Below are 21,213 nucleotides of genomic sequence, written 5' to 3' on the forward strand. Positions count from 1 at the left end.
GTCAGAGGATCGAGCCCGGGGCGTACGCCGCGGCCTCGGGGTGCTGCTTGACGATCTCCTCGATCCGGCCGACGACCGTGCCGACCTGGTCGGCGGCCGCGCCCGTGAAGGACAGCTTGTCGGCCATCAGCGCCTCCAGCGCCGCCAGGTCCAGCGGAATCCGCTCGTCGGCGGCGAGGGAGTCGAGCAGCTCGTTGCGCTCGGCGCCCTGCTCGCGCATCGCGAGGGCGGCGGCGACCGCGTGCTCCTTGATCGCCTCATGGGCGATCTCGCGGCCCACCCCGGCCCGCACGGCGCCCATCAGCACCTTGGTGGTGGCGAGGAAGGGCAGGTAGCGGTCCAGCTCCCGGGCGACGACGGCGGGGAACGCGCCGAACTCGTCGAGCACGGTCAGGAAGGTCTCCAGCAGCCCGTCGAAGGCGAAGAACGCGTCCGGCAGCGCGACCCGGCGCACCACCGAGCAGGACACATCGCCCTCGTTCCACTGGTCGCCCGCCAGCTCGCCGGTCATCGAGGCGTAGCCGCGCAGGATCACGGCGAGGCCGTTGACGCGCTCGCAGGAGCGGGTGTTCATCTTGTGCGGCATCGCGGACGAGCCGACCTGGCCCGGCTTGAAGCCCTCGGTCACCAGCTCGTGCCCGGCCATCAGCCGGACCGTCTTGGCCAGCGAGGACGGGGCCGCGGCCAGCTGCACCAGGGCGGTGACGACCTCGTAGTCCAGCGAGCGCGGGTAGACCTGGCCGACCGAGGTGAACGCCTGCGCGAAGCCCAGGTGACCGGCGATCCGCCGCTCCAGCTCGGCCAGCTTCTGGGCGTCGCCGCCGAGCAGGTCCAGCATGTCCTGCGCGGTGCCGACCGGGCCCTTGATGCCGCGCAGCGGATAGCGGCCCAGCAGCTCCTCCAGCCGCCCGTACGCCACCAGCAGCTCGTCCGCCGCGGTCGCGAAGCGCTTGCCGAGGGTGGTGGCCTGCGCGGCCACGTTGTGCGAGCGGCCCGCCATCACCAGCTCTGCGTGGTCGGCGGCCAGCTTGCCGAGCCGGGCCAGCACGGCGACCGTACGGTCCCGCACCAGCTCCAGCGAGAGCCGGATCTGCAGCTGCTCGACGTTCTCGGTCAGATCACGGGAGGTCATGCCCTTGTGGACGTGCTCATGACCGGCGAGGGCGTTGAACTCCTCGATACGGGCCTTCACATCGTGCCGGGTGACCTTCTCGCGCTCGGCGATCGAGGCGAGGTCGACATCCTCCAGGACCCGCTCGTAGTCGGCGAGGGCGGCGTCCGGCACCTCGATGCCCAGGTCCTTCTGGGCACGCAGCACGGCGAGCCACAGCCGCCGCTCCAGCGTCACCTTGTACTCGGGGGACCACAGGACGGCCAGCTCCGCGGAGGCGTAGCGGCCGGCCAGGACGTTCGGAATGCGCGGCTTACCAGTCACGTGCACAGAGTCTACTGGGCGTATCCCCAGGCCAGACCGGTGGCCGGGGTTCTGCCCCGGTCAGCCCTCGTACGGCAGCAGTTCGGCCCGCTTGGGAGCCCGGCCATCTCCTGAGGAACGGCCCGTCAGCCGCCGGGCGATCCACGGGCCGAGGTGTTCGCGGGCGAACCGGGCGTCCGAGGTGCGGCGGGCCACCCAGCCGGGGCGGACCGGGGGCGGCAGCGGTGCGTCCCAGTCCTCCTCCGGCTCGTGGCCGAGCGCCTGCCAGACGGCCTCGGCGACCCGGCGGTGCCCCTCGGTGTTGAGGTGGAGCCGGTCGTCCGCCCACATCCGCGGGTCGCCGACCGCCTCGGAGGCGAACACGTCCACGACGATCGCGTCATGCCGTACGGCCAGCTCGTCCACGAAGGAGAACAGCCGCTCCATCCGCGGCTGGAACCGCTCGAACACCGGCCCGCGGCGCCCGGGGCTGCGCATCAGCACCAGCTGCTTGCAGCTGGGCGCGAGCCGCCCGGCGGCCTCCTCCAGGAGTCCGCACACTCGTCCGATGTCGCATTTCGGACGCAGGACGTCGTTCCCGCCGCCGACCAGCGTGACCAGGTCGGCGCCCATCGCGGCGGCCGGGCCCGTCTGCTCGTCCACGATCTGGCCGATCAGCTTCCCGCGCACCGCGAGATTGGCGTAGCGGAAGCCGGGGGTGCGGGCCGCCAGCCGGGCGGCGAGCAGATCCGCCCAGCCGCGGTAGCCGCCGTCCGGGAGGGCGTCCGACATGCCCTCGGTGAAGGAGTCGCCGACGGCGACAAAGCTCGTATAGGTGGTGTTCGTCTGCATGGCTCGGGCGATCTTATCCGGTGCACGCGGGCTGCGCGGCGGCCGTGGCGCGCGCATGATGAGCCGCATGGCGATGACCCACATCTATTTCGAGGGCGGAGCCCGGAACGGCACGACGGCGAGCTGGAACCTCGAACCCGGCGCGGACATCTACGACGACAACATCTTCCGGCCGCCCGAGCTGTACCGGCGCACCGACCGCACGAAGGTGATCGGGCACGTCGAATACGTGGTCTTCCGCTACGACCCGGCGGGCGCCCGCCCCGGCCGCCGCCCCTGAGCGCCCGCTCCGCACGGATGGCCGGAATCCGCGGCAGGGACGGCGCGCGGCCGGATACGGGTCGCTCGGTTGGGCGGAGCAGGGTTCCGGACGGTGCGGAGTAGGGCAGTCTGGTGCGCGTGGATGCCTTTGAATGCGACCGTACGACGATGGCGATCGTCGCCGCCGCCCTCGCCGACGACGGTGAGGGCGCGGCGGCCCTGCTGGAGCCGCTGGAGACGCGCGACGTGTGCCGGGTCGCCGTCCGGCTCGCCGCGATGGCCGCCGACGCGCTGCTGGCCGTGGCCGAGGAGGGCGGCGGCGGACGGGAGGAGGCGCTGGCGCACTGGCAGGCGTGCATCATCGCTCATGAGTCCAGACGGGACCAGTGACGGACCGGGCCGCCGCTCCCCGTCACTCCGTGCCGTCCCGCCGCGTCGGCTCGTCACGCCACCAGCAGGCGCAGCACGTCCTCCATCGTGACCAGCCCCTCCAGCCGCCCCTGCGCGTCGATGACGGGCGCCAGATGGGTGCCGCTGTCGCGCATCGCGGTGAGCACGTCGTCCAGCGGCGTCTGCGACCGCACCCGGGCCACCGGCCGCAGCTGTTCGGGGCGGAACGGAACGTCGCGCGGATGCGCGTCCAGCGCGTCCTTCACATGCAGATAGCCCTGGATCCGGCCGGAGCCGTCGATCACGGGGAAGCGCGAGAAGCCGGTTTCGGCCGACATCCGCTCCAGCTCCTCGGGGGTCACCCCGATCCGCGCCGAGACCACCCGGTCCATCGGCAGCACCACGTCCCGCACCGGCCGCCGGCCCAGCTCCAGCGCGTCCCGCAGCCGCTCGGCGCCGCGGTCGTCCAGCAGTCCGGCCTCACTGGAGTCCGTGACCATACGTGCGAGTTCATCGTCCGAGAAGGTCGCCGCCACCTCGCCCCTGGGCTCGACCCGCATCAGCTTCAGCAGTCCGTTGGCCAGCTCGTTGACCGCGAAGATCACCGGGCGCAGCGCCCGTGCCAGCGCCACCAGCGGCGGCCCCATCAGCAGCGCCGAGCGCACCGGCTCGGCCAGCGCCACGTTCTTCGGCACCATCTCGCCGACCAGCATGTGCAGATACGTCGCCAGGCTCAGCGCGATCACGAACGAGACGGGATGGACCAGCCCGAGTGGCAGCCCGGCCGCGTGGAACAGCGGCTCCAGCAGATGCGCGATGGCCGGTTCCGCGACGGCGCCCAGCACCAGCGTGCACAGCGTGATGCCGAGCTGGGCGGCGGCCAGCAGCGCGGAGACGTGTTCGAGCCCCCACAGCACGGCCCGCGCCCGGCGGTCGCCCCGCTCGGCGTACGGCTCGATCTGGCTGCGCCGCACCGAGATCAGGGCGAACTCGGCGCTCACGAAGAACGCGTTCGCGACCAGCGTCAGCAGGCCGATCAGCAGCTGGACGGCGATCATGAGCCCGCCCCACCCCGGCCCCGGCCCTCACCCCGGTCCCGGCCGCGGTCCCGCGCCCGGTCCTCGCCGCCTTCGTGGGCGAGCGGGGCGTGCAGCCGCACCCGGGCGGCGCGGTGGCCCGCCGCCTTCACCACCTCCACCCGCCAGCCCTCCGGCCGCACCGTGTCGCCCACGACGGGGATGCGGCCCAGCTCGGCCGCGATCAGTCCGGCCAGCGTCTCGTAAGGACCCGGGGGCACCCGCAGCCCGATCTCCTCCAGCTGATCGACCCGGGCGCCGCCGTCCGCGTCGTACACCGCCCGGCCCCCGGCGTCCTCGCCCGCCGGGGCCAGACCGGGGGTCTCGTGCGGATCGTGCTCGTCGCGCACCTCGCCGACCACCTCCTCGACGATGTCCTCCAGGGTGACGACCCCGGCAGTGCCGCCGTACTCGTCGATGACCACGGCCATGCTGCGCCGGGCGGACAGCCGGTCCAGCAGCCGGTCGACGGTGAGCGATTCGGGGACGAGCGGGGCCTCGTGCATCAGCTCGGACACCGGATGGCGCGGCCGCGCCTCGGCGGGGACCGCGAGAACGTCCTTGATGTGGACGATGCCCGCCACCGCGTCCAGGCTGTCGCGGTGGACGGGGAAGCGGGACAGCCCGGTGGCGCGGGTCGCGTTGGCGACGTCCTCGGCGGTGGCCCGTACGTCCAGCGCGATCACCTGCACCCGGGGCGTCATCACGTTCTGCGCGGTCAGCTCGCCCAGATTGAGGGTGCGGACGAACAGCTCCGCGGTGTCCGCCTCCAGCGCGCCCTCCTTCGCCGAGTGCCGGGCGAGCGCGATCAGCTCCTGCGGGCCGCGCGCCCCTGCCAGCTCCTCGGCGGGCTCCACGCCCATCCGGCGCACCAGGCGGTTGGCGGTGTTGTTGAGGTGGGCGATGAGCGGGCCGAAGGCCGCGCTGAACACGCGCTGCGGGGTGGCGACCGCCCGGGCGACGGGCAGCGGTCGGGAGATCGCCCAGTTCTTGGGGACCAGCTCGCCGACCACCATCATCACCACCGTCGACAGGGCGGTGCCGATGACCAGGGCCACCGAGGGGGCGGCGGAGGGCGGCACCCCGAGCGCGGTGAGCGGCCCCTTCAGCAGCACGGCGATGGACGGCTCGGCGAGCATGCCCACGACCAGGTTGGTGACGGTGATGCCGAGCTGGGCGCCGGAGAGCTGGTACGTCAGGCTCCGTACGGCCTTCAGCGCGCTCTCCGCACCGCGTTCGCCGCGCTCCACAGCCCGCTCCAGCTCGCTGCGCTCGACCGTGGTCAGCGAGAACTCCGCCGCCACGAATCCACCGCACGCGAGCGCCAGCAGGAGCGCCACGGCCAGGAGGAGGACTTCGGTCATCGGTTCACCTCCGTCCCATGGTCCGGCAGGGCCCGGAGGAGTGCGCGACGGGAGCCGCCGCGCACTCTCATGGTAAAGGCGCGGCAAAGGGCCACGCCTTTACGTCAGGCCGTCAGCGGCTTCACCCAGCGGCTCCACTGCGGCTCCCGGGCGTACCCGGCGGCGCTCCACGCGTGGTGGGCGAGCGCGTTCTCGTCGAGCACCATGGCGTCCCCGCGCCGCCCGCCCAGTGCCGCGAACCGCTCCTCGGCCGCCGTGAGCAGCGCGGTCGCCACGCCCCGGCGGCGGTGGGCGGGGTGGACGGCGAGCCGGTACAGATGGCAGCGCCAGCCGTCGAAGCCCGCGATGACGCTCCCGGCGAGCGCCCCGTCCCGCTCGGCCAGCAGCAGCGACTCCGGGTCCCGGGCGATCAGCCGGGCGACCCCGTCCCGGTCGTCGCTGATGCTGGTGCCCTCCGCGGCCTCCTGCCAGAACGCGAGCACATCGTCGATGTCCGAGGGCCCGGCGGCCCGTATTCGAAGATCATCCATGCCCGCATCCCATCACCCGGCGGCACCGTGGGCGACCGGGTTTTCAGTGGCCGTGCAGCTCCTCGATCACCGGGGCGAAGGCTTCCATGGTGTGCTCCAGCACGGTGAAGTACGAGAAGCCGAAGCGCTCGCGGTGGGCCCGCAGCTGGTTCGCCATGTCCTCGGGGCCGCCCAGCAGCAGCGCGGGGTGGTCCAGCAGCTGGTCCTCGGTGAGGTCGGGGGCGTAACGCTGGAACTCGCGGGCCTTGGCGCGGCGGTCATCGGTGCTGTCCACCATCTGGATCAGATAGTTCAGCTCAGCGGGCTCCCCGGCAGCCCCGGCCTCGGCCTCGGCTTCGGCGGCGAAGCGGCGGAAGGCCGCCACCCGCTCCTCCAGCTCCTTCGGGCTGATCAGCTTCACCGGTCCTGGTGCGCCCTCCGGCGCCGGGACCGCGCCCGTGAAGGCCGCCGTCTGCGCATGGCGCGCGGCCGTCCGCAGCAGCCGGTCGCCGTTGCCGCCCAGCAGCAGCGGCGGGCGCGGCGTCTGCGCGGGCCGCGGCTGCTGCCCGGGGTCGGTCAGCAGCCGCTCCAGCTCACGGACGGTGTGCTCCAGATGGTCCGCCCGCTCGCGCGGCGACCCGAACGGCAGCCCGGCGCTGTCGTGTTCGGCCTTCACGTACCCCGCCCCCAGGCCCAGCTCCAGCCGGCCGCCGGTGAGCGTGTCGCAGGTGGCCACCGCGCGGGCCAGCAGGGCCGGGTTCCAGAAGCCCAGGTTGAGCACGAAGGTGCCGAGCCGCGGCCGCTCGGTGGCCTCGGCCGCGGCCACCAGCGCCGTGAACGGGTCGGGCATGCCCAGATGGTCGGGGACCAGCAGCACGTCGTAACCCAACTGGTCGGCGCGACGGCACTTCTCGCGCCATGCCGGGGCCGATGCGAGCGCCAGCAGGTTGACGCCGAAACGGAACGGCCTCGCCATGAGCCCTCCTTGACCGGGTATGCCCGAATCTATAGGAGAACGGCCTCATAGGTCGGCCTTGTGTTGTCGGTGGAGCGCTCAGTGGCTCGCGTCCGCCACGGGGTCGTCGGAGGCTCCCGCGTACCCCCGGGTGAAGATCTGCATACGGCCCAGCACCGAGTCGGCGGTGGGTCGCTCCATCCGGTCCACGATCCGGCCGTCGTCGAGGAAGAGCACCAGGTCGGAGTGGGCGGCGGCGCTCGGGTCATGGGTCACCATGACCACCGTCTGGCCCAGTTCGTCCACCGCCTCGCGCAGGAACGTCAGCACCTCGAGACCCGACCGCGAGTCCAGGTTGCCGGTCGGCTCGTCCGCGAAGATCAGCTCGGGGCGGGAGGCCAGCGCCCGGGCGCAGGCCACCCGCTGCTGCTGGCCGCCGGACAGCTGCGCGGGCCGGTGCCCCAGCCGGTCCCGCAGTCCGAGGGTGTCGATGACCCGGTCCAGCCACTGCGGGTCGGGCTTCTGGCCCGCGATGTCCATCGGAAGGGTGATGTTCTCGGCCGCGTTCAGGATGGGCAGCAGATTGAACGACTGGAACATGAAGCCGATCCGGTCCCGCCGCAGCTGGGTCAGCCGGCGGTCGTCGAGCCCGGTGATCTCGGTGTCGCCCAGCCAGACCTGGCCCGAGGAGACGGTGTCCAGTCCCGCCAGGCAGTGCATCAGCGTGGACTTGCCGGAGCCGGACGGCCCCATCACCGCGGTGAACCTGCCCCGCTCGATCTCCACGTCCACCGCGTCCAGGGCGATCACGGCGGTCTCGCCGCTGCCGTACGCCTTGGTCAGGGCGCGGGCCCGGGCCGCCGGGCGGGCGCCGCCCTCCGCGTGCCCGCCTGTCTTCGTTGCCGCCGGTGTGGACACAAAAGCCTCCCGTGTCGGAACGTTTTGCCCTCGATGGTAGGGACCGTCCCCGGTTTCGCGCGCGCTTGGCGTTGCTAGCAAATATGCGCTAGCGTGGGAGCGTGGCCAAAACACAGCTGAACGTCCGGGTCGACGAAACCACCGCTGAGGTGGCCCGGGAGCGTGCGCTACAGCGGGGAGTGAGCGTGAACCGCTACATCGAGGAGCTGGTCCGGCAGGACGCGGGCGAGGTGGGTCATACGTTCGTGGAGGCCGCGGCCGACTTCATGAAGCAGTACGAATCCGTCTTCGACGAGGAGTTCGGCCGTGACCTCGGCCGGGAGCTCGGGGGCGAAGCGCGCCGTTGACCGTGCGTATCGACCTCGCCTGGCTTCTGATGATCGCCGAACACAACACCCCGGGGGACCCGCGCGTCACCGACTACGGTGCGCTGGTGGCCGCCGTGAGCCGGCACGAGGCGGAGATATTCGGCACCCCGATCTACCCCGAACCGCAGGAGCGGGCCGCCGCGCTGTTGCAGCTGCTCCTTCTGGTACCGGCCCTGGAGCGGTCGAACGCGCTGTTCGCGTCGGCCGTCGCGTACGCCTACCTGGTGGCGAGCGGGCTGAAGGTCGCCACGTCGCCGGAGCGGGTGCGGGATCTGGCGCGCCTGGTGCACGACGGCACGGTGGATGTGCACGCGATCGCGGACGAGCTGCGCCGCTGGAGCGTCTAGCCGGTTCCGTTACGCCGCAGGGCGCCGCGCCACGCCCAGGGTGCAGGGCGAGGTGGGCATCGGAAGCCCCCGTTCGGGGACTCGCAGGGAGCGGTGGGTGACGGGCTCGAAGCCCGCCCGCGCCAGCTCCGCCCGTACGTCGCGCCCGGTGTGGCAGCCACCGAACAGCAGCGGCCACACCGTCCGGTCCAGCGCCCCCTGCGTCGCCGCCATCGCCCGCCCCTCGGCCCGCCCGTGCTCCAGGAACCGCAGCTCACCGCCCGGCCGCAGCACCCGCAGCAGTTCGGCCAGGGTGCGCTGGACGTCCCGTACGGAACACAGCACCAGGCACGCCACAGCCGCGTCGAACGCCTCGCTCTTGACCGGCAGCGCCTCCGCGACCCCGGGCACCACGTCCACCGGCACCTCGGCCCGGTGGCCCGCCCGCACCGCGAGCCGCCGTAGATGGCGCTCGGGCTCGATGGCGACGACCTCGGAGACGGCGCTCGGGTAGTGCGGGAAGTTCAGCCCGTTCCCGGCGCCGATCTCGATGACCCGGCCGGACAGTCCGGCCAGCAGCTCGCCGCGGAGTTCGGCGACGCCGGCCCGTTCGTCGGCCAGCGGGCTGAGCTTGGCCCAGAAGCGGGCGAAGAGCGGGTGGTGGACGGCTTCGCGTGGCGGCCGGAGACGGCGTACGGGCATGGGTGACACCCCTTTTCCAGCGGGACGGCTGTATACCGGTACCGGGAGTCTGCCCATGCCGCCCCCACCGCTACGCCGTGCGGTGCTCCTTCGTGCGGTGCTCCGCTGTGAACCGCTCCGCGTCCCAGACGCCGTCGAGCCGCGGTGCCAGCCACCCCGGGGCCGCCGCGCGGAAGTCGGCGGGCGGCAGGGCCCCGGCCCGCTCGGGCACGGCGCCCAGCAGCGGGACGCCCGCCGCCACCGGCAGATCGGTCCGGTTGCAGCGCGAGGCGAGATCCGCGTCGGCGGGCCAGCTACCGATCACGACGCCGGGGAAGCGCAGGCCCCGGGCGCGCAGCGCCTCCGCCGTGAGGGCCGTGGCGTTGAGCGTGCCCAGGCCCGCGTGGGCGACGACCAGCACGGGGGCGTCGAGCAGCCGGGCCGCGTCGGCGAGCGTCGCGCCGGTCTCGTCGAACCGTACGAGCAGCCCGCCCGCGCCCTCGACGAGCACCAGATCGTGCTCGGCGGCCAGCCTCTCCGCCGCCTCCGCGATCTCCCGCGGCCGCACGGCGGGGCGTCCGGCGCGGCGCGCCGCGGTGTCCGGGGCCAGCGGCTCGGGGTAGCGGGCCAGCTCCCGGAGAGTGACGTCACCGGCGAGCCGGGCCACCTCGGCGGCATCGCCCGGTTCATCCGGACCCACGCCGGTCTGCGCGGGCTTGAGCACGGCGACCGAGCGGCCGCGGGACAGTGCCGCCGCCGCTACGGCCGCCGTGGTGACGGTCTTGCCGACCTCCGTGCCGGTGCCGGTCACGACCAGTACTGACATGTGGTGCTTCGCGCCTTTCGCTTTTGTCTTGTTCATCGTGCTGTTGTCTCGTCAGCCCGCCGCGGCCGCCGCCGCCCGTACCGCCGTGCAGATGCGGGCCAGATCGTCGTCACCCGTGATGTAGGGCGGCATGGTGTAGAGCAGATCGCGGAACGGCCGCAGCCATACGCCCTCGCGCACCGCCGCCCGCGACGCCGCCGCCATCCCCGCGTCGTCCAGCGGGTGGTCGAGCTGGACGACGCCGATCGCGCCGAGCACCCGTACCTCCCGTACGCCCGGCAGCTCGGCGGCGGGGGCCAGCCCTGCCCGCAGCCCCGTCTCGATGCGCTTGATCTCCTGGTGCCAGTCGTACGACAGCAGCAGGTCGATCGAGGCGTTCGCGACGGCGGCGGCCAGCGGATTGCCCATGAACGTCGGGCCGTGGGCGAGCACGGGAAGCTCGCCGCGCGAGATGCCCTCCGCGATGCGCGGGGTGCACAGCGTGGCGGCCAGCGTCAGATAGCCGCCGGTCAGCGCCTTGCCCAGGCACAGCACATCGGGGCTGACCCCGGCGTGCTCCGCCGCGAAGAGCGCTCCGGTCCGCCCGAAGCCGGTGGCGATCTCGTCGAACACCAGCAGGACGTCGTGCTCGTCGCACGCCTCGCGCAGCATCCGCAGCAGGGCGGGGGAGTGGAACCGCATGCCGCCCGCGCCCTGCACGACCGGTTCCACGATCACCGCGGCCAGCTCGTCCGCGTGGCGCGCCACCAGCTCCCGCACCTGGGCCTCGTACGCCGGGTCGGGCTCGGCGTCGAAGCCGGGCGGCGGCGCGTCCGCGAAGATCTGCTCGGGCAGGACGCCCGACCACAGCCGGTGCATGCCGCCGTCCGGGTCGCACACCGCCATCGGCTGCCAGGTGTCGCCGTGGTAGCCGCCGCGCCAGGTCAGCAGCCGCTGCTTGGCGGGGCGGCCCAGCGAGCGCCAGTACTGGAGGCACATCTTGACCGCGACCTCGACCGACACCGAGCCCGAGTCGGCGAGGAAGACGTGCTGGAGCGGTTCCGGCGTGATCTCCACGAGCCGGGAGGCCAGCCGCACGGCGGGCTCATGGGTGAGCCCGCCGAACATCACATGGCTCATCCGGTCGAGCTGGCCGCGCGCCGCGTCGTTGAGCACCGGATGGTTGTAGCCGTGGATGGCGGACCACCACGACGACATCCCGTCCACCAGCTCCCGTACGCCCTCGGCCGGTTCGGCCAGCCGCAGCCGGACCCCGGCCGCGGAGTCCACGACGAGCGGGTCCGTGCGGCCGGGCATCGGGGCGTACGGATGCCAGACGTGCTGCCGGTCCAGCGCCAGCAGCGCGTCGGGCGTCAGCGGCTCAGGCATTGGGCGGCAGTTCCGTCCCCGCGCCCCGGCGGCGCACCGCGACCAGGTCCGCGTGCGACTCCCCGGCCGCCACCGCGACGGGCTCGCCTTCGGTGTCGGCGGCAGGGGCGTCGGTGGCAGGCGCGGCCTCGGGCGCGTCACCGCACGGGCCGCAGCCGCCGCCCTCCGCGCCGTGCGAACCGCAGCCGCCCCGCGCCGCCGCGAGGGCGTCGGCGCGGTGCGCGGGCAGGGTCCTGGTGTCGGTGCCCTCCACCTCGAAGCCCGCGTCGGCGATCATCGCCAGGTCGTCCTTGCCCGACTGGCCCTCGGTGGTCAGATAGTCGCCGAGGAAGATCGAGTTCGCCAGGTTGAGGGCCAGCGGCTGGAGCGTCCGCAGATGGATCTCGCGCCCGCCGGCGAGCCGCACCTCCACGTCCGGGCAGACGAACCGCACCATGGCGAGGATGCGCAGACAGCGCTGCGGGGTGAGGTTCCAGTCCCCGGCCAGCGGGGTGCCCTCGATGGGGATGAGGAAGTTGACCGGCACCGAGTCCGGGTTCAGCTCACGCAGCGAGAAGACCACGTCGACCAGGTCCTCGTCGCGCTCGCCCATGCCCGCGATCAGCCCGGAGCAGGCCGACATGCCCGCGGTCTGGGCCTGCTGCACGGTGGAGACGCGGTCGGCGTAGGTGTGGGTGGTGGTGATGTCGCCGTACGTGGCCTCGGAGGTGTTGAGGTTGTGGTTGTACGCGTCGGCGCCCGCCTCCCGCAGCCGCGCCGCCTGGCCGTCGGACAGCAGCCCCAGACAGGCGCAGATCTCGACGTCCTCGTTCTGTTCCTTGATCGCGGCGATGGTCTGCGAAACCCGGTCCACGTCCCGGTCCGTCGGCCCGCGCCCACTGGCGACCAGGCAGACCCGCTTGGCACCGCCCGCGACCCCGGCCTCAGCGGCGGCCGCCGCCTGGTCCGGCTTGAGCCAGGTGTACTTGAGGATCTCCGACTTCGAGCCGAGCCGCTGCGAGCAGTACGAGCAGTCCTCGGGGCACAGCCCCGACTTGAGGTTCACCAGGTAGTTGAGCTTCACCCGCCGCCCGAACCAGCGGCGCCGCACCTTGCCCGCGGCGGCGACCACATCCAGTACGTCGTCGTCGGAAGTCGCCAATACCGCGAGAGCCTCTGCGCGGGTCGGCGACTCGCCCCGCAGCCCCTTCTCCACCAGCGTGTTCAGCAGGTCCATGGGCAGAGATCCTGTCTTACCCCACCGCTCCGGGCAAAGGAGGGACCGCACAAGACGCGGCGTTCGGGGTGTGTGTATTGCCACACCCTGACCACGCATGCGCGCGACTACCTTCTATCCGGACCCCACAGTCGGCGCCCGGCGCCCGCCAGGCCGGTGCCCGGCCCGTGCCCGAAGGAAGGCGAGGAAGCCGATGCCCCAGGACCGCCAGGACGACCCGTTCGCGTGGATCGACGCCGGGCGGGAGCAGCGCGGCCGCGCCGGGCTCCAGCGCGCGCTCCGTCCCCGGCCCGCCGACTCCCCGCTGCTCGACCTGGCGAGCAACGACTACCTGGGCCTGGCCCGGCACCCCGAGGTGACGGCCGCCGCGGCGGAGGCGGCGCACCGCTGGGGCGCCGGTTCGACCGGCTCCCGGCTGGTCACCGGGTCCACGGAGCTGCACGCGGCGCTGGAGGCGGAGCTGGCCGCGTTCTGCGGGTTCGAGGCGGCCCTGGTGTTCTCCTCCGGGTACGCCGCCAATCTGGCCGCGGTCTCGGCGCTGAGCGGCCGGGGCGCGTTCGTCGTCTCCGACGCGGGCAACCACGCCTCGCTCATCGACGGCTGCCGCCTCTCCCGCGCCGAGGTCGCCGTCGCCCCGCACGCCGACCCCGGCGCCGCCGCCAAGGTCCTCGACGGGGCCCGGAGGGAGGACCCGGACCGGCGCGCGCTCGTGGTCTCCGACTCGGTCTTCTCGGTGGACGGCGACGTGGCGCCGCTGACCGGGCTCGCCGCCGCCTGCCGGGCGCACGGCGCCGCGCTGGTCGTGGACGACGCGCACGGCCTGGGCGTAGTGGGCGACGGTGGGCGCGGCGCCCCGTACGCGGCCGGGCTCGCGGGCGCGCCGGACGTGGTGGTCACGGCCACCCTGTCGAAGTCGCTGGGCAGCCAGGGCGGTGCGGTGCTGGGGCCCGCCCGGGTGATCGAGCACCTGGTGAACACCGCTCGTACGTTCATCTTCGACACCGGCCTCAACCCGGCCGCCGCGGGCGCAGCCCTGGCGAGCCTGCGGCTGCTGCGCCGGGAGCCGGAGCGCGCCGCCCGGGCCCGTACGGTCGCGGCCCGGCTGCACGCGCGGCTGACCGCCGCCGGGCTCACCGCGGCGCGGCCCGACGCCTCGGTGGTGTCGGTGCGCGCGCCGTCCCCCGAGCTGGCGGTGGGCTGGGCCGCCGACTGCCGTGCGGCCGGTCTGCTGGTGGGCTGCTTCCGTCCCCCGTCCGTCCCCGACGGCATCTCGCGGGTACGGCTCACCGCTCGCGCGGATCTGACGGATCAACAGGTGGAGAAGGCGGCCGACGTGATCGTGGGGACCGCACCGGCCGCCTGACGGATCGGTGTCCGGCGGTGTGGGGCCTCCCGGTTACGGCCGGGAGGCGCCTGCGGAGCCGGGGTCACCGAGGTCGCCGTGGCGCAGGTCCTCGACGAACGAGGACCAGACCGACGGGGGGAACAGCAGGGCGGGACCCGCGGTGTTCTTCGAGTCCCGCACGGCGAGCAGGCCCGGACTCAGCCGGGCCGTTTCGACGCAATTGTTCATTCCGACGCTGTAACTGCTCTTCAGCCAGACAGCGGACTTGACGGACAGATCGGACATGGTGCCCCTCTCAGGCGCCGCCCCCGATTTTCTTGATGAACGTCAATGATTCCTCAGGTGACAGGGCGTTGGTGCGCAGCACATCGAAAGCACTGCTGTACGCCCGGAGGTCTTCTTTCCGCTCCAGATAGAGGCTACTCGTCAGGTGGTCGAGAACTACTACATCGAGGTCAGTAATGTGCGGAAAAGAGAAGATAATGAAAGGGCCGGTAATGCCGATGGGCATTCCGGCGGAGAATGGCAAGATTTGCACTCGCACGTGTGGCAGCGCGGCCAACTCCGCCAGCTGCCGCAGCTGAGCCCGCATCACTTCGGCGTCGCCCACCCCGCGCCGCAGCACCGCCTCGTCGAGCACCGCGTGCAGCCGCAGCGGCCGGTCCTCGCGCAGCACCGACTGGCGCGCGATCCGCACCTCGACCAGCGTGTCCAGCTGGTCCTGCGGCAGCTCCGGCAGCGCCGCCCGGGTCACCGTCCGCGCGTAGTCCGCGGTCTGGAGCAGCCCCGGCACCACCGTGGTCTCCAGCGTGTACGCGGCCGACGCCTCCGCCTCCAGGCTGATGAAGTCCCGGTAGGCGGGCGGCAGCAGATCGCGGTATGCGTACCACCAGCCGCGCCGTGACCCCTCCGGGTCCGAGGCGCCCCCGCCGCACAGCGCCTCCAGCAGGGCCCGCAGCTGCGGGTCGGTGACCCCGTACACATCCAGTAATCGCGCCACGTCCGCGGGCTTCGCCCCGCTGCGCCCGGTCTCGATCCGGCTCACCTTCGACTGGTGCCAGCTCAGCCGCCGGGCTGCCTCACCGCTGGTGAGTCCCGCCAGATCGCGCTGGCGGCGCAACTCCGCGCCGAGCTTGCGGCGGCGTACCGCCGGGCCGTACCGCATCAGGTCTCCCTCCCGCCTGCCCTGCTCTTCCGACCTGTGTCGTGACCGTGGCCCAGTCTGCCCCGCAAATCCGGTCTTCCGTAGCAGAGTTCACCGCTTCGGGCGACAGATATATGCATAACTCGGTGGATCGCCCCCGTCACGGAGGGCATCGGTGGCAGTCTGGCGGTCGGAGCCGCCGGGGCCGCCCACCCGGACCCCGAGGCTGCACCGGCGCCACCCGTGCGCGTCCGCAGCCGCGCCCCGGCGGGAAAGGGACAGGCCGTCATGGCAGACCATCAGGAAGCATCCGTCACTCTGCCGAGCGTGCCCGCCTCGGTCCCCGCGGCCCGCGGCTACGTGGGATGCGTGCTGGCCGAATGGGGACTCGGGGAAGGCGAGGAGGCCGCGGAGACCGTGCGGCTCATCGTCTCCGAGCTCGCGACCAACGCCGTACAGCACACCCGGGGCCAGTCGCCCACCTTCACCGTGGACATAAAGCTCGATCACGAGGGGCGGCTGGAGATCGGGGTCACGGACAGTCATTCCCGCCTGCCCCGGCGGCTGTCCGCCCCCGCCCACCAGGACAACGGGCGGGGCTTGGTCATCATCGGCGCCCTGGCCGCCGAATCGGGCGGCGAGGTGTTCGTCACCCGCACCGCGGACGGCGGCAAGACGGTGTGGATCACGCTGCCGTGGACCGTGCCCGTGCGCTAGGCGGTGTCCGGGCTAGGTGTTGTCGTGCGGCGCCGCCGGCGGGCGGGGGTCCATCCGGTGGCGGATCCAGCGCGGGAGGACGCCCCACAGCCCGCAGCACACCGCGAACGTGCCCACCGCCGCGGCGATCCCCGGGCCGCGCCCCAGCACCACGTCCACCACCAGCAGCACCGACCCGGTGAACGCCATCGTCAGCACGCACAGACCCGCCGAGGCCAGCTTCCCCGAGACGTCCACGACCCGCCGCTTGGCGCCCCTGCGGAACAGCGCCCGGTGCAGCGCCGCCGGGGCCGTGAACAGGGCCGCCGCCACCACCGCGAGCAGCAGTGTGGCGACGTACGTGCCGCGCTGCACCCCGTCCAGCGATCCGAAGCGATTGGTGAACGCCAGGGTCAGCAGGAAGGCGAACAGGATCTGCACCCCCGTCTGGGTGACCCGCAGCTCCTGGAGCAGTTCGGCGAAGTTCCGGTCGTCACGCTCCAGCGAGGTCTCGTGACGGACGGTTCTCGGGGCGTCGTCCTTCATGGCGTGCGGGTTACCGGAAGCGGTCACACTACGCGCTCGACCTGCCCCGTGGCCGTCCGCGCCTCGGTCAGCTCCAGGATGCGGGCATACGTACGGCCGGCGTCCGTGCTGATCAGGTAGTGCGGCATGTCGCCGCGCTCGATCACCCCGTACGGGCTCGTGCCCATCAGATACGAGGAGTACAGGATCAGCCCGTTCGACCTGCGCGGATCGACGGCCAGCGCCGAGAAACCGGGGAACGCGTCCGTCTGGTAGACCCGCAGACCGTCCGCCGCCGCCCCGTACCGCTCCTTGAACCGGCTGAACCGCTCCAGCGAATCCTTGATCTTCCGGGTCATGTCCTCCTGGTACTGCCGCGACAGCGTGGCCGCCGCGTCCGAGGACGGATCCAGCAGATAGCAGCGGTAGACCCCGCCCCGGCGCAGCAGGCCCAGCACCGCGTCGCGATAGCGGGCCGGGCGCTCGGTGGTGACCAGCCGCGACGACGAGGTGCGCAGCGCGGTGCCCATGTCCAGCACCTCCGCCGACGCCGCGTCCAGCAGCCGCGCCTTCTCCGCCGAGCTGGGCCGCTCCGGATAGGCGTGCACGGGCGTGCCGCCCGCCAGCCCCCGGCCCGCCAGCCACGCCTTGGCCGCCTCGCCCGGGCCGCCGTCGCCCGCCATCAGGTACACGTCCTTGCCCTCATGGCTGCCGACGTGCGCGAACAGCTCCGCGTACCGGCCGGCGGTGCGGTACACGTCCTCCGAGACCGCCAGACAGTCCGGCGGGGTCGCCTTCTCCAGATGCGCGGCCAGATTGATGTCGGGGGAGTGGATGGTGCCGGTCCGGCCCTCGCCGGTGTGCCGTATCGCCCCCTTGTGCACCGCCATCCGCACATGCAGCTCGCCGTCCACCCCGGCCTGCGCGAACTCGTCCCGCAGATGCCGCAGATCGAGGGTGAGAAACGTACGGGCCGCCTCCAGCGCGACATCGCGGGCCACGCTCTCGCTGTCGTCGTGGATCGCGAAGAACCCGCCGTCCCCGCGCCAGTTCCACAGATCGCTGCGGGCACAGCGGTGCTGCGCCGCCACCTGCCCGATCCGCGCCCGCATCCGCTCCCGCAGCAGATCGAAGCCGTGCGCGGCCCGGTCTCTGGGGTTCGAGCGGACGATCGTCGAATAGCCGGAGGTGTCGACGAAGACGAGATACACCTGGTCGTAGGTCCGGTCCGCCTGGAACTGATCGTTCAACGTGGTTCCCCCTCCCCGGGACCGGTCTCCCCCGACCGGCTCCGGCCCACGCTAACGCCTCACGGCGGGGGTCACACCAGACCACGCTCGGCCGCGCCGCGCTCCACACGCGTCGTCGCCCGGCGCGTCCCTCCGGAGGTGACGGCGGATCAGGGCCTTGCTGATCCGCCGTCAACCTACCGCCGGGGTCCGACATCCGGCCCGTCAGCGCACATGGCCGTAACTGACCTTCGCGGCCCAGATGCGCTCCAGCCGCACCACCGTGCCCGTCTTGGGCGCATGCCAGATGCGGCCGCTGCCCGCGTACAGGCCGACGTGGTAGACGCTGCCTCCGGAGTGGAAGAAGACCAGGTCACCGTGTTTGCGGGCGGACGCCTTGATGCGGCGGGTGCGGTTGTACTGGGCGGCCGCGGTGCGCGGCAGCCGCTTTCCGGCCCGCTTGTACGCGTACTGGGTGAGCCCCGAGCAGTCGAAGCGGCTGGGGCCCGCCGCCCCGTACACATAGGGCGCGCCCTTCTTCGAGGCCGCGATCCGCAGCGCCTTGGCCGCCACGGTCGCCGCGTCGGCCTGCTGTGGCAGGGCGGGCACCGCCACGGTGCCGCCCACGGCGACGGCGGTGAGGGCCGAGAGGGCACCGGCCCGGGAGACCATTCTGGGGATCCGTATGTGCGCGGTCATCTCGCACACCACCCTTCGGTGGCCGGGTTCGGTCGTCCCAGGGATGGTCACCCGCCGCGGGCGCCGGTTCCGAGCCGAGCGGGCGGGGTGTGAGGGTGGCCACGACTCCTCCGTCCGGGTGACGGAGGCGGGCCGTGGCCAGGGCCCCGGCCTGCGGGGACGGCCCTTTCGGCGACGCGGACCGCAACCCGGCGGCGGACCCGGGCGGGTATCCGGATTGCGCCGTTCGGGTGAGGCTCCGGGGGCCGGGCTCAGCGCGTCGGGGCGGACGGCAGCGTCACCCGCTCGGAGCGCCGCTCCCCGTCCAGCACCCGCAGCGCCCTGGCCAGCGTCGCGGTGTGCAGTTCGCTCTCGCCCCGTTCGTGCATCAGCGCCAGCGCGTCCCGCAGCGCGATGGCCTTCCCGACCAGCGCCTGGGCGGCGCGCAGCCCGCCGTAGGTGTCATGGCCGCGGGCCGGGTTGATCCGGCCGAGCAGATCGACGGCCGCCAGATAGGCGTCCACGAGGTCTCCCTCCGCGCGGGTCAGTGCGGGCAGCGGGGGCAGTTCCGGCGGCAGCATGGCGCGCGATCACCTGGCCCCGGGCAGCGAACCCGGCCGCTTACGGCTCTCGGTGACACCGTCCACCAGCCCGTACGCCACCGCGGCCGCCGCGTCGAAGATCGTGTCGCGGTCGACGTCGGCGCGGATGCGCTCGGCGCTCTGACCGGTGTGCCGCACCAGCATCTCCTCCAGCAGCGCCTGGGTCCGCAGCAGCTCACCGGCCTGGATCTCCAGGTCCGATGTGGTGCCCTCGACGGGCTCGCTGAGCGCCGTCTGATGGATGAGCACCCGCGCGCCCGGCAGCGCCAGCCGCTTGCCCGGCGTCCCGGCGGCGAGCAGCACGGCGGCGGCCGACGCGGCCTGGCCCAGGCAGATGGTCTCGATGTCGCAGCTGACGAAGTGCATCGTGTCGTAGATCGCCGTCATCGCGCCGAACGAGCCGCCAGGGGAGTTGATGTAGAGCGAGACGTCCTGGTCGGGCCCGGCGTGTTCGAGGTGGATGAGCTGCGCGATCACATCGTTGGCCGCGGTGTCGTCGATGGGCGTGCCGAGGAAGACGATGCGCTCGGAGAGCAGCTTGGAGTAGGGGTCCATGGTGCGCACGCCGGTGCTGGTGCGTTCGGTGAACTCGGGCAGGACGTAGCGCGCCGACGGTCGTTCCATCGCGGTCACCTCTCGGGCTCTCGGGGGCTTGCCTACGTAAAAAATGTACAGGATGTACGTCCCGTACGATGGGGAGCATGGCGTACGAGATTCCGGTGACGCAAGCCCGGGCGGAACTGGCGGAGCTGATCAACCGCGTCGTCTACGGCGGTGAGCGGGTGGTCCTCACCCGGCATGGAAAGCCGCTGGTCGCCCTGGTGTCCTCGGCTGACCTGCAACGACTCGACGCGGTCGAGGCGGAGGCGGCGGAGGAGCAAGTGATCAGCACGGTGTCGGCGATGCGCCCGACCTCGTCCGCTCCCGGCGAACGGCGGCGCTTCGGTATCGCGGCGGAACACCGCGGCCCGGACGCCGGGGATCGGCGTCCGGGCCGCGGGTGAAGCGGGTGGCGGAGATGTGGCCTAGGAGCTGAGCTCCCAGACGGCGTGGGCGATGGCGTCGCTGTTGCGGTCCAGCGCCGTCTCGTCCACGTTGGACGTCTTGTCGCACGCGGAGTGGTAGCACGGGTCGAACGGCTCGCCCGCCTTGCCGCCCCACGCGTCCGCCTGCGCCTGGCTCTTGGTGGCCTCGGCGCCGGTGAACAGCCCGCCGACCCGCACCCCGGCGTCCTTGAACGGGGCGTGGTCCGAGCGGCCGTCGCCCTCGGTCTCCTTCTCGGTCGTGATGTTCTTGGCCGCGTACCAGTCCTTGAAGACCTTCTCCAGCTCCGGGTCGTCGTCGTAGACGAAGTAGCCGGGGTTGGGCGAGCCGAGCATGTCGAAGTTCAGGTATGAGTCGATCTTCGACTTCTCGTCGGCCTTCAGGCTGTCCACGTAGTGCGTGGAGCCGACCATGCCGTCCTCCTCGTCGCCCCACCAGGCGAACCGCAGCTGCTTGGTGGGCTTGAGGTCGGCCTTGGCCACGGCGAGCGCGACCTCCAGGATCGCGGCGGAGCCCGATCCGTTGTCGTTGATGCCGGGTCCGGCCTGGACCGAGTCGAGGTGCGACCCGGCCATGACCACCTTGTCGGCGCTGCCGCCCGGCCAGTCGGCAACGAGGTTGTAGCCCTTGGCGCCGCCCGAGGTGAATTCCTGGACGGCGGTCTTGAAGCCCGCCGCGTCCAGCTTGCCCTTGATGAAGTCCAGGGACGCCCGGTAGCCGGGCTGTCCGTGGGCGCGGTTGCCGCCGTTCTCCTCGGCGATGGACTGGAGCTTGCCGAGGTCGCCCTTGACGGCCTCGACGTCGATGTCCGGCGCGGCGGCGCGGGGCGAGGCGGCCGCCCCGGCTCCCGGTGCGCCGCCCAGCAGGGCGGCGGCGACGGCGGCGCAGGTTCCGGCCGCGAGCGCGCCGCGGCGGATCAGCACTATTCGATTCACAGTTGGGCTCCGTAGAGATGTGGGGGGTTGGAGCGAAACGGATGGATCATGTGATGCGGACATGAGGATCAGCGTTTTGCCATGTGGGCGTCAAGAGCGATTCTTTGCCGACGCGTTAACCACGCCGCAACACGGCCGAACTAATCTGCGATGAGCCGTGAGCGAGGATGAGGTGGGGAAAACGTGCGCTTGTCGCCGCACGAGCAGGAACGGCTGCTCATCCATGTGGCCGCCGATGTGGCTGAAAAACGTCGGGCGCGAGGTGTGTCTCTCAACCATCCCGAGGCCGTCGCGCTGATCACCGTGCACATCCTGGAGGGCGCCAGGGACGGCCGTACCGTCGCCGAGCTGATGGCCTCCGGCCGCAAGGTGCTCACCCGCGACGAGGTCATGGAGGGCGTCCCCGAGATGATCCACGACGTGCAGGTCGAGGCCACCTTCCCGGACGGCACCAAGCTCGTCACCGTCCACCAGCCGATCGTCTGAGGGGA

Annotated in this window: 27 protein-coding genes; 8 read left to right on the top strand and 19 right to left on the bottom strand. The window is 72.5% G+C overall.

What is annotated here, in order from left to right; all coding sequences use genetic code 11:
- Position 1: 1 nt before the first annotated feature.
- Positions 2 to 1,435: an adenylosuccinate lyase gene (gene purB, locus ACH4TL_RS18230; protein ID WP_398315187.1), complete on the bottom strand. Its 1,434-nt coding sequence runs from the start codon at positions 1,433 to 1,435 to the stop codon at positions 2 to 4.
- A 60-nt stretch (positions 1,436 to 1,495) separates the two neighbouring features.
- The gene (locus tag ACH4TL_RS18235; RefSeq protein WP_398315189.1) at positions 1,496 to 2,266 is read right to left on the bottom strand and encodes an SGNH/GDSL hydrolase family protein; all 771 of its coding nucleotides are present in this window, start codon (positions 2,264 to 2,266) and stop codon (positions 1,496 to 1,498) included.
- A gap of 67 nt (positions 2,267 to 2,333) precedes the next feature.
- Here ACH4TL_RS18235 and ACH4TL_RS18240 point away from each other — a divergent pair, with 67 nt between their 5' ends.
- Both ACH4TL_RS18240 and ACH4TL_RS18245 read left to right on the top strand, forming a co-directional pair.
- The gene (locus tag ACH4TL_RS18240) at positions 2,334 to 2,546 is read left to right on the top strand and encodes a hypothetical protein (RefSeq protein WP_246097644.1); all 213 of its coding nucleotides are present in this window, start codon (positions 2,334 to 2,336) and stop codon (positions 2,544 to 2,546) included.
- A 149-nt stretch (positions 2,547 to 2,695) separates the two neighbouring features.
- A complete protein-coding gene (locus ACH4TL_RS18245) occupies positions 2,696 to 2,917 on the top strand; it encodes a hypothetical protein (RefSeq protein ID WP_039936516.1) in 222 nt (73 codons plus the stop codon).
- Between the two features lie 53 nt (positions 2,918 to 2,970).
- On the opposite strand, the gene ACH4TL_RS18250 is transcribed toward ACH4TL_RS18245, so the two are convergent.
- The 5 genes from ACH4TL_RS18250 to ACH4TL_RS18270 form a co-directional block, all read right to left on the bottom strand.
- Positions 2,971 to 3,975 carry a hemolysin family protein gene (locus ACH4TL_RS18250; RefSeq protein WP_398315191.1) on the bottom strand — a complete coding sequence of 335 codons (1,005 nt, stop codon included), beginning with the start codon at positions 3,973 to 3,975 and terminating at the stop codon, positions 2,971 to 2,973.
- Positions 3,972 to 5,357, bottom strand: coding sequence for a hemolysin family protein (locus ACH4TL_RS18255; RefSeq protein WP_398315193.1), 1,386 nt, complete (start codon positions 5,355 to 5,357; stop codon positions 3,972 to 3,974). Before ACH4TL_RS18255 ends, ACH4TL_RS18250 begins: the two co-directional genes overlap by 4 nt.
- 104 nt (positions 5,358 to 5,461) lie before the next feature.
- Complete coding sequence (locus ACH4TL_RS18260) at positions 5,462 to 5,887, bottom strand: GNAT family N-acetyltransferase (protein WP_398315195.1); 426 nt, start codon at positions 5,885 to 5,887, stop codon at positions 5,462 to 5,464.
- Between the two features lie 43 nt (positions 5,888 to 5,930).
- A complete protein-coding gene (locus tag ACH4TL_RS18265; protein WP_398315197.1) occupies positions 5,931 to 6,842 on the bottom strand; it encodes a TIGR03621 family F420-dependent LLM class oxidoreductase in 912 nt (303 codons plus the stop codon).
- A 78-nt stretch (positions 6,843 to 6,920) separates the two neighbouring features.
- Positions 6,921 to 7,739 carry an ABC transporter ATP-binding protein gene (locus tag ACH4TL_RS18270; RefSeq protein ID WP_398315198.1) on the bottom strand — a complete coding sequence of 273 codons (819 nt, stop codon included), beginning with the start codon at positions 7,737 to 7,739 and terminating at the stop codon, positions 6,921 to 6,923.
- A gap of 101 nt (positions 7,740 to 7,840) precedes the next feature.
- Here ACH4TL_RS18270 and ACH4TL_RS18275 point away from each other — a divergent pair, with 101 nt between their 5' ends.
- Together ACH4TL_RS18275 and ACH4TL_RS18280 are read left to right on the top strand one after the other, a co-directional pair.
- A complete protein-coding gene (locus ACH4TL_RS18275) occupies positions 7,841 to 8,086 on the top strand; it encodes an antitoxin (protein WP_398315200.1) in 246 nt (81 codons plus the stop codon).
- Positions 8,083 to 8,454 (top strand): fic family toxin-antitoxin system, toxin component, encoded by a 372-nt coding sequence (locus ACH4TL_RS18280; RefSeq protein WP_398315202.1) that lies wholly within the window; start codon positions 8,083 to 8,085, stop codon positions 8,452 to 8,454. Before ACH4TL_RS18275 ends, ACH4TL_RS18280 begins: the two co-directional genes overlap by 4 nt.
- Before the next feature lie 9 nt (positions 8,455 to 8,463).
- On the opposite strand, the gene ACH4TL_RS18285 is transcribed toward ACH4TL_RS18280, so the two are convergent.
- From ACH4TL_RS18285 to bioB, 4 genes are all read right to left on the bottom strand, one after another.
- A complete protein-coding gene (locus ACH4TL_RS18285; protein WP_398315204.1) occupies positions 8,464 to 9,135 on the bottom strand; it encodes a class I SAM-dependent methyltransferase in 672 nt (223 codons plus the stop codon).
- 70 nt (positions 9,136 to 9,205) lie between these two features.
- Positions 9,206 to 9,940, bottom strand: coding sequence for a dethiobiotin synthase (gene bioD, locus ACH4TL_RS18290; RefSeq protein WP_398315206.1), 735 nt, complete (start codon positions 9,938 to 9,940; stop codon positions 9,206 to 9,208).
- 51 nt (positions 9,941 to 9,991) lie between these two features.
- On the bottom strand, positions 9,992 to 11,308 hold the full coding sequence (locus tag ACH4TL_RS18295) for an adenosylmethionine--8-amino-7-oxononanoate transaminase (protein WP_398315208.1): 1,317 nt from the start codon (positions 11,306 to 11,308) through the stop codon (positions 9,992 to 9,994).
- Positions 11,301 to 12,524, bottom strand: a complete 1,224-nt coding sequence (gene bioB / locus ACH4TL_RS18300) for a biotin synthase BioB (protein WP_398315210.1) — start codon at positions 12,522 to 12,524, stop codon at positions 11,301 to 11,303. The genes ACH4TL_RS18295 and bioB overlap by 8 nt, the downstream gene beginning before the upstream one ends.
- A 193-nt stretch (positions 12,525 to 12,717) precedes the next feature.
- Between bioB and ACH4TL_RS18305 the strand changes: the two genes are divergently transcribed.
- Complete coding sequence (locus ACH4TL_RS18305) at positions 12,718 to 13,887, top strand: 8-amino-7-oxononanoate synthase (protein WP_398315212.1); 1,170 nt, start codon at positions 12,718 to 12,720, stop codon at positions 13,885 to 13,887.
- Positions 13,888 to 13,920: 33 nt separating this feature from the next.
- On the opposite strand, the gene ACH4TL_RS18310 is transcribed toward ACH4TL_RS18305, so the two are convergent.
- Together ACH4TL_RS18310 and ACH4TL_RS18315 are read right to left on the bottom strand one after the other, a co-directional pair.
- Positions 13,921 to 14,154: a DUF397 domain-containing protein gene (locus ACH4TL_RS18310; protein ID WP_398315214.1), complete on the bottom strand. Its 234-nt coding sequence runs from the start codon at positions 14,152 to 14,154 to the stop codon at positions 13,921 to 13,923.
- Positions 14,155 to 14,164: 10 nt separating this feature from the next.
- Positions 14,165 to 15,034 carry a helix-turn-helix domain-containing protein gene (locus tag ACH4TL_RS18315; RefSeq protein ID WP_398315216.1) on the bottom strand — a complete coding sequence of 290 codons (870 nt, stop codon included), beginning with the start codon at positions 15,032 to 15,034 and terminating at the stop codon, positions 14,165 to 14,167.
- A 267-nt stretch (positions 15,035 to 15,301) separates the two neighbouring features.
- On the opposite strand from ACH4TL_RS18315, the gene ACH4TL_RS18320 reads away from it, so the two are divergent.
- A complete protein-coding gene (locus tag ACH4TL_RS18320) occupies positions 15,302 to 15,730 on the top strand; it encodes an ATP-binding protein (protein ID WP_398315218.1) in 429 nt (142 codons plus the stop codon).
- 12 nt (positions 15,731 to 15,742) lie between these two features.
- On the opposite strand, the gene ACH4TL_RS18325 is transcribed toward ACH4TL_RS18320, so the two are convergent.
- From ACH4TL_RS18325 to ACH4TL_RS18345, 5 genes are all read right to left on the bottom strand, one after another.
- Positions 15,743 to 16,255: a DUF6328 family protein gene (locus ACH4TL_RS18325; RefSeq protein WP_398315220.1), complete on the bottom strand. Its 513-nt coding sequence runs from the start codon at positions 16,253 to 16,255 to the stop codon at positions 15,743 to 15,745.
- A 23-nt stretch (positions 16,256 to 16,278) separates the two neighbouring features.
- The gene (locus ACH4TL_RS18330) at positions 16,279 to 17,484 is read right to left on the bottom strand and encodes a hypothetical protein (protein WP_398315222.1); all 1,206 of its coding nucleotides are present in this window, start codon (positions 17,482 to 17,484) and stop codon (positions 16,279 to 16,281) included.
- A gap of 204 nt (positions 17,485 to 17,688) precedes the next feature.
- Positions 17,689 to 18,162 carry a C40 family peptidase gene (locus ACH4TL_RS18335; RefSeq protein ID WP_398315224.1) on the bottom strand — a complete coding sequence of 158 codons (474 nt, stop codon included), beginning with the start codon at positions 18,160 to 18,162 and terminating at the stop codon, positions 17,689 to 17,691.
- Between the two features lie 251 nt (positions 18,163 to 18,413).
- Positions 18,414 to 18,722, bottom strand: coding sequence for a hypothetical protein (locus ACH4TL_RS18340; RefSeq protein WP_398315226.1), 309 nt, complete (start codon positions 18,720 to 18,722; stop codon positions 18,414 to 18,416).
- Between the two features lie 9 nt (positions 18,723 to 18,731).
- On the bottom strand, positions 18,732 to 19,367 hold the full coding sequence (locus tag ACH4TL_RS18345; RefSeq protein ID WP_398315228.1) for an ATP-dependent Clp protease proteolytic subunit: 636 nt from the start codon (positions 19,365 to 19,367) through the stop codon (positions 18,732 to 18,734).
- 77 nt (positions 19,368 to 19,444) lie between these two features.
- Here ACH4TL_RS18345 and ACH4TL_RS18350 point away from each other — a divergent pair, with 77 nt between their 5' ends.
- On the top strand, positions 19,445 to 19,747 hold the full coding sequence (locus tag ACH4TL_RS18350; protein ID WP_055551475.1) for a type II toxin-antitoxin system Phd/YefM family antitoxin: 303 nt from the start codon (positions 19,445 to 19,447) through the stop codon (positions 19,745 to 19,747).
- A 21-nt stretch (positions 19,748 to 19,768) separates the two neighbouring features.
- On the opposite strand, the gene ACH4TL_RS18355 is transcribed toward ACH4TL_RS18350, so the two are convergent.
- Positions 19,769 to 20,722, bottom strand: coding sequence for a M28 family metallopeptidase (locus tag ACH4TL_RS18355; protein ID WP_398315231.1), 954 nt, complete (start codon positions 20,720 to 20,722; stop codon positions 19,769 to 19,771).
- A gap of 183 nt (positions 20,723 to 20,905) precedes the next feature.
- Here ACH4TL_RS18355 and ACH4TL_RS18360 point away from each other — a divergent pair, with 183 nt between their 5' ends.
- Positions 20,906 to 21,208 (top strand): urease subunit gamma, encoded by a 303-nt coding sequence (locus tag ACH4TL_RS18360; protein ID WP_398315233.1) that lies wholly within the window; start codon positions 20,906 to 20,908, stop codon positions 21,206 to 21,208.
- Positions 21,209 to 21,213: the final 5 nt, after the last annotated feature.

Origin of the sequence: Streptomyces sp. NPDC021115 (assembly GCF_044333065.1) — a bacterium.
Lineage (GTDB): Bacteria > Actinomycetota > Actinomycetes > Streptomycetales > Streptomycetaceae > Streptomyces.

What these genes read in the sequence shown, in the direction of transcription:
- ACH4TL_RS18340 (WP_398315226.1), bottom strand. Translation starts at nt 18,722, where the DNA reads ATGCTGCCGCCGGAACTGCCCCCGCTGCCCGCACTGACCCGCGCGGAG.
- ACH4TL_RS18245 (WP_039936516.1), top strand. Translation starts at nt 2,696, where the DNA reads ATGGCGATCGTCGCCGCCGCCCTCGCCGACGACGGTGAGGGCGCGGCG.
- bioB (WP_398315210.1), bottom strand. Translation starts at nt 12,524, where the DNA reads ATGGACCTGCTGAACACGCTGGTGGAGAAGGGGCTGCGGGGCGAGTCG.
- ACH4TL_RS18335 (WP_398315224.1), bottom strand. Translation starts at nt 18,162, where the DNA reads ATGACCGCGCACATACGGATCCCCAGAATGGTCTCCCGGGCCGGTGCC.
- ACH4TL_RS18265 (WP_398315197.1), bottom strand. Translation starts at nt 6,842, where the DNA reads ATGGCGAGGCCGTTCCGTTTCGGCGTCAACCTGCTGGCGCTCGCATCG.
- ACH4TL_RS18250 (WP_398315191.1), bottom strand. Translation starts at nt 3,975, where the DNA reads ATGATCGCCGTCCAGCTGCTGATCGGCCTGCTGACGCTGGTCGCGAAC.
- ACH4TL_RS18350 (WP_055551475.1), top strand. Translation starts at nt 19,445, where the DNA reads ATGGCGTACGAGATTCCGGTGACGCAAGCCCGGGCGGAACTGGCGGAG.
- ACH4TL_RS18255 (WP_398315193.1), bottom strand. Translation starts at nt 5,357, where the DNA reads ATGACCGAAGTCCTCCTCCTGGCCGTGGCGCTCCTGCTGGCGCTCGCG.
- ACH4TL_RS18240 (WP_246097644.1), top strand. Translation starts at nt 2,334, where the DNA reads ATGGCGATGACCCACATCTATTTCGAGGGCGGAGCCCGGAACGGCACG.
- ACH4TL_RS18310 (WP_398315214.1), bottom strand. Translation starts at nt 14,154, where the DNA reads ATGTCCGATCTGTCCGTCAAGTCCGCTGTCTGGCTGAAGAGCAGTTAC.
- ACH4TL_RS18345 (WP_398315228.1), bottom strand. Translation starts at nt 19,367, where the DNA reads ATGGAACGACCGTCGGCGCGCTACGTCCTGCCCGAGTTCACCGAACGC.
- ACH4TL_RS18325 (WP_398315220.1), bottom strand. Translation starts at nt 16,255, where the DNA reads ATGAAGGACGACGCCCCGAGAACCGTCCGTCACGAGACCTCGCTGGAG.
- bioD (WP_398315206.1), bottom strand. Translation starts at nt 9,940, where the DNA reads ATGTCAGTACTGGTCGTGACCGGCACCGGCACGGAGGTCGGCAAGACC.
- ACH4TL_RS18315 (WP_398315216.1), bottom strand. Translation starts at nt 15,034, where the DNA reads ATGCGGTACGGCCCGGCGGTACGCCGCCGCAAGCTCGGCGCGGAGTTG.
- ACH4TL_RS18295 (WP_398315208.1), bottom strand. Translation starts at nt 11,308, where the DNA reads ATGCCTGAGCCGCTGACGCCCGACGCGCTGCTGGCGCTGGACCGGCAG.
- ACH4TL_RS18320 (WP_398315218.1), top strand. Translation starts at nt 15,302, where the DNA reads ATGGCAGACCATCAGGAAGCATCCGTCACTCTGCCGAGCGTGCCCGCC.
- ACH4TL_RS18285 (WP_398315204.1), bottom strand. Translation starts at nt 9,135, where the DNA reads ATGCCCGTACGCCGTCTCCGGCCGCCACGCGAAGCCGTCCACCACCCG.
- ACH4TL_RS18305 (WP_398315212.1), top strand. Translation starts at nt 12,718, where the DNA reads ATGCCCCAGGACCGCCAGGACGACCCGTTCGCGTGGATCGACGCCGGG.
- ACH4TL_RS18235 (WP_398315189.1), bottom strand. Translation starts at nt 2,266, where the DNA reads ATGCAGACGAACACCACCTATACGAGCTTTGTCGCCGTCGGCGACTCC.
- ACH4TL_RS18260 (WP_398315195.1), bottom strand. Translation starts at nt 5,887, where the DNA reads ATGGATGATCTTCGAATACGGGCCGCCGGGCCCTCGGACATCGACGAT.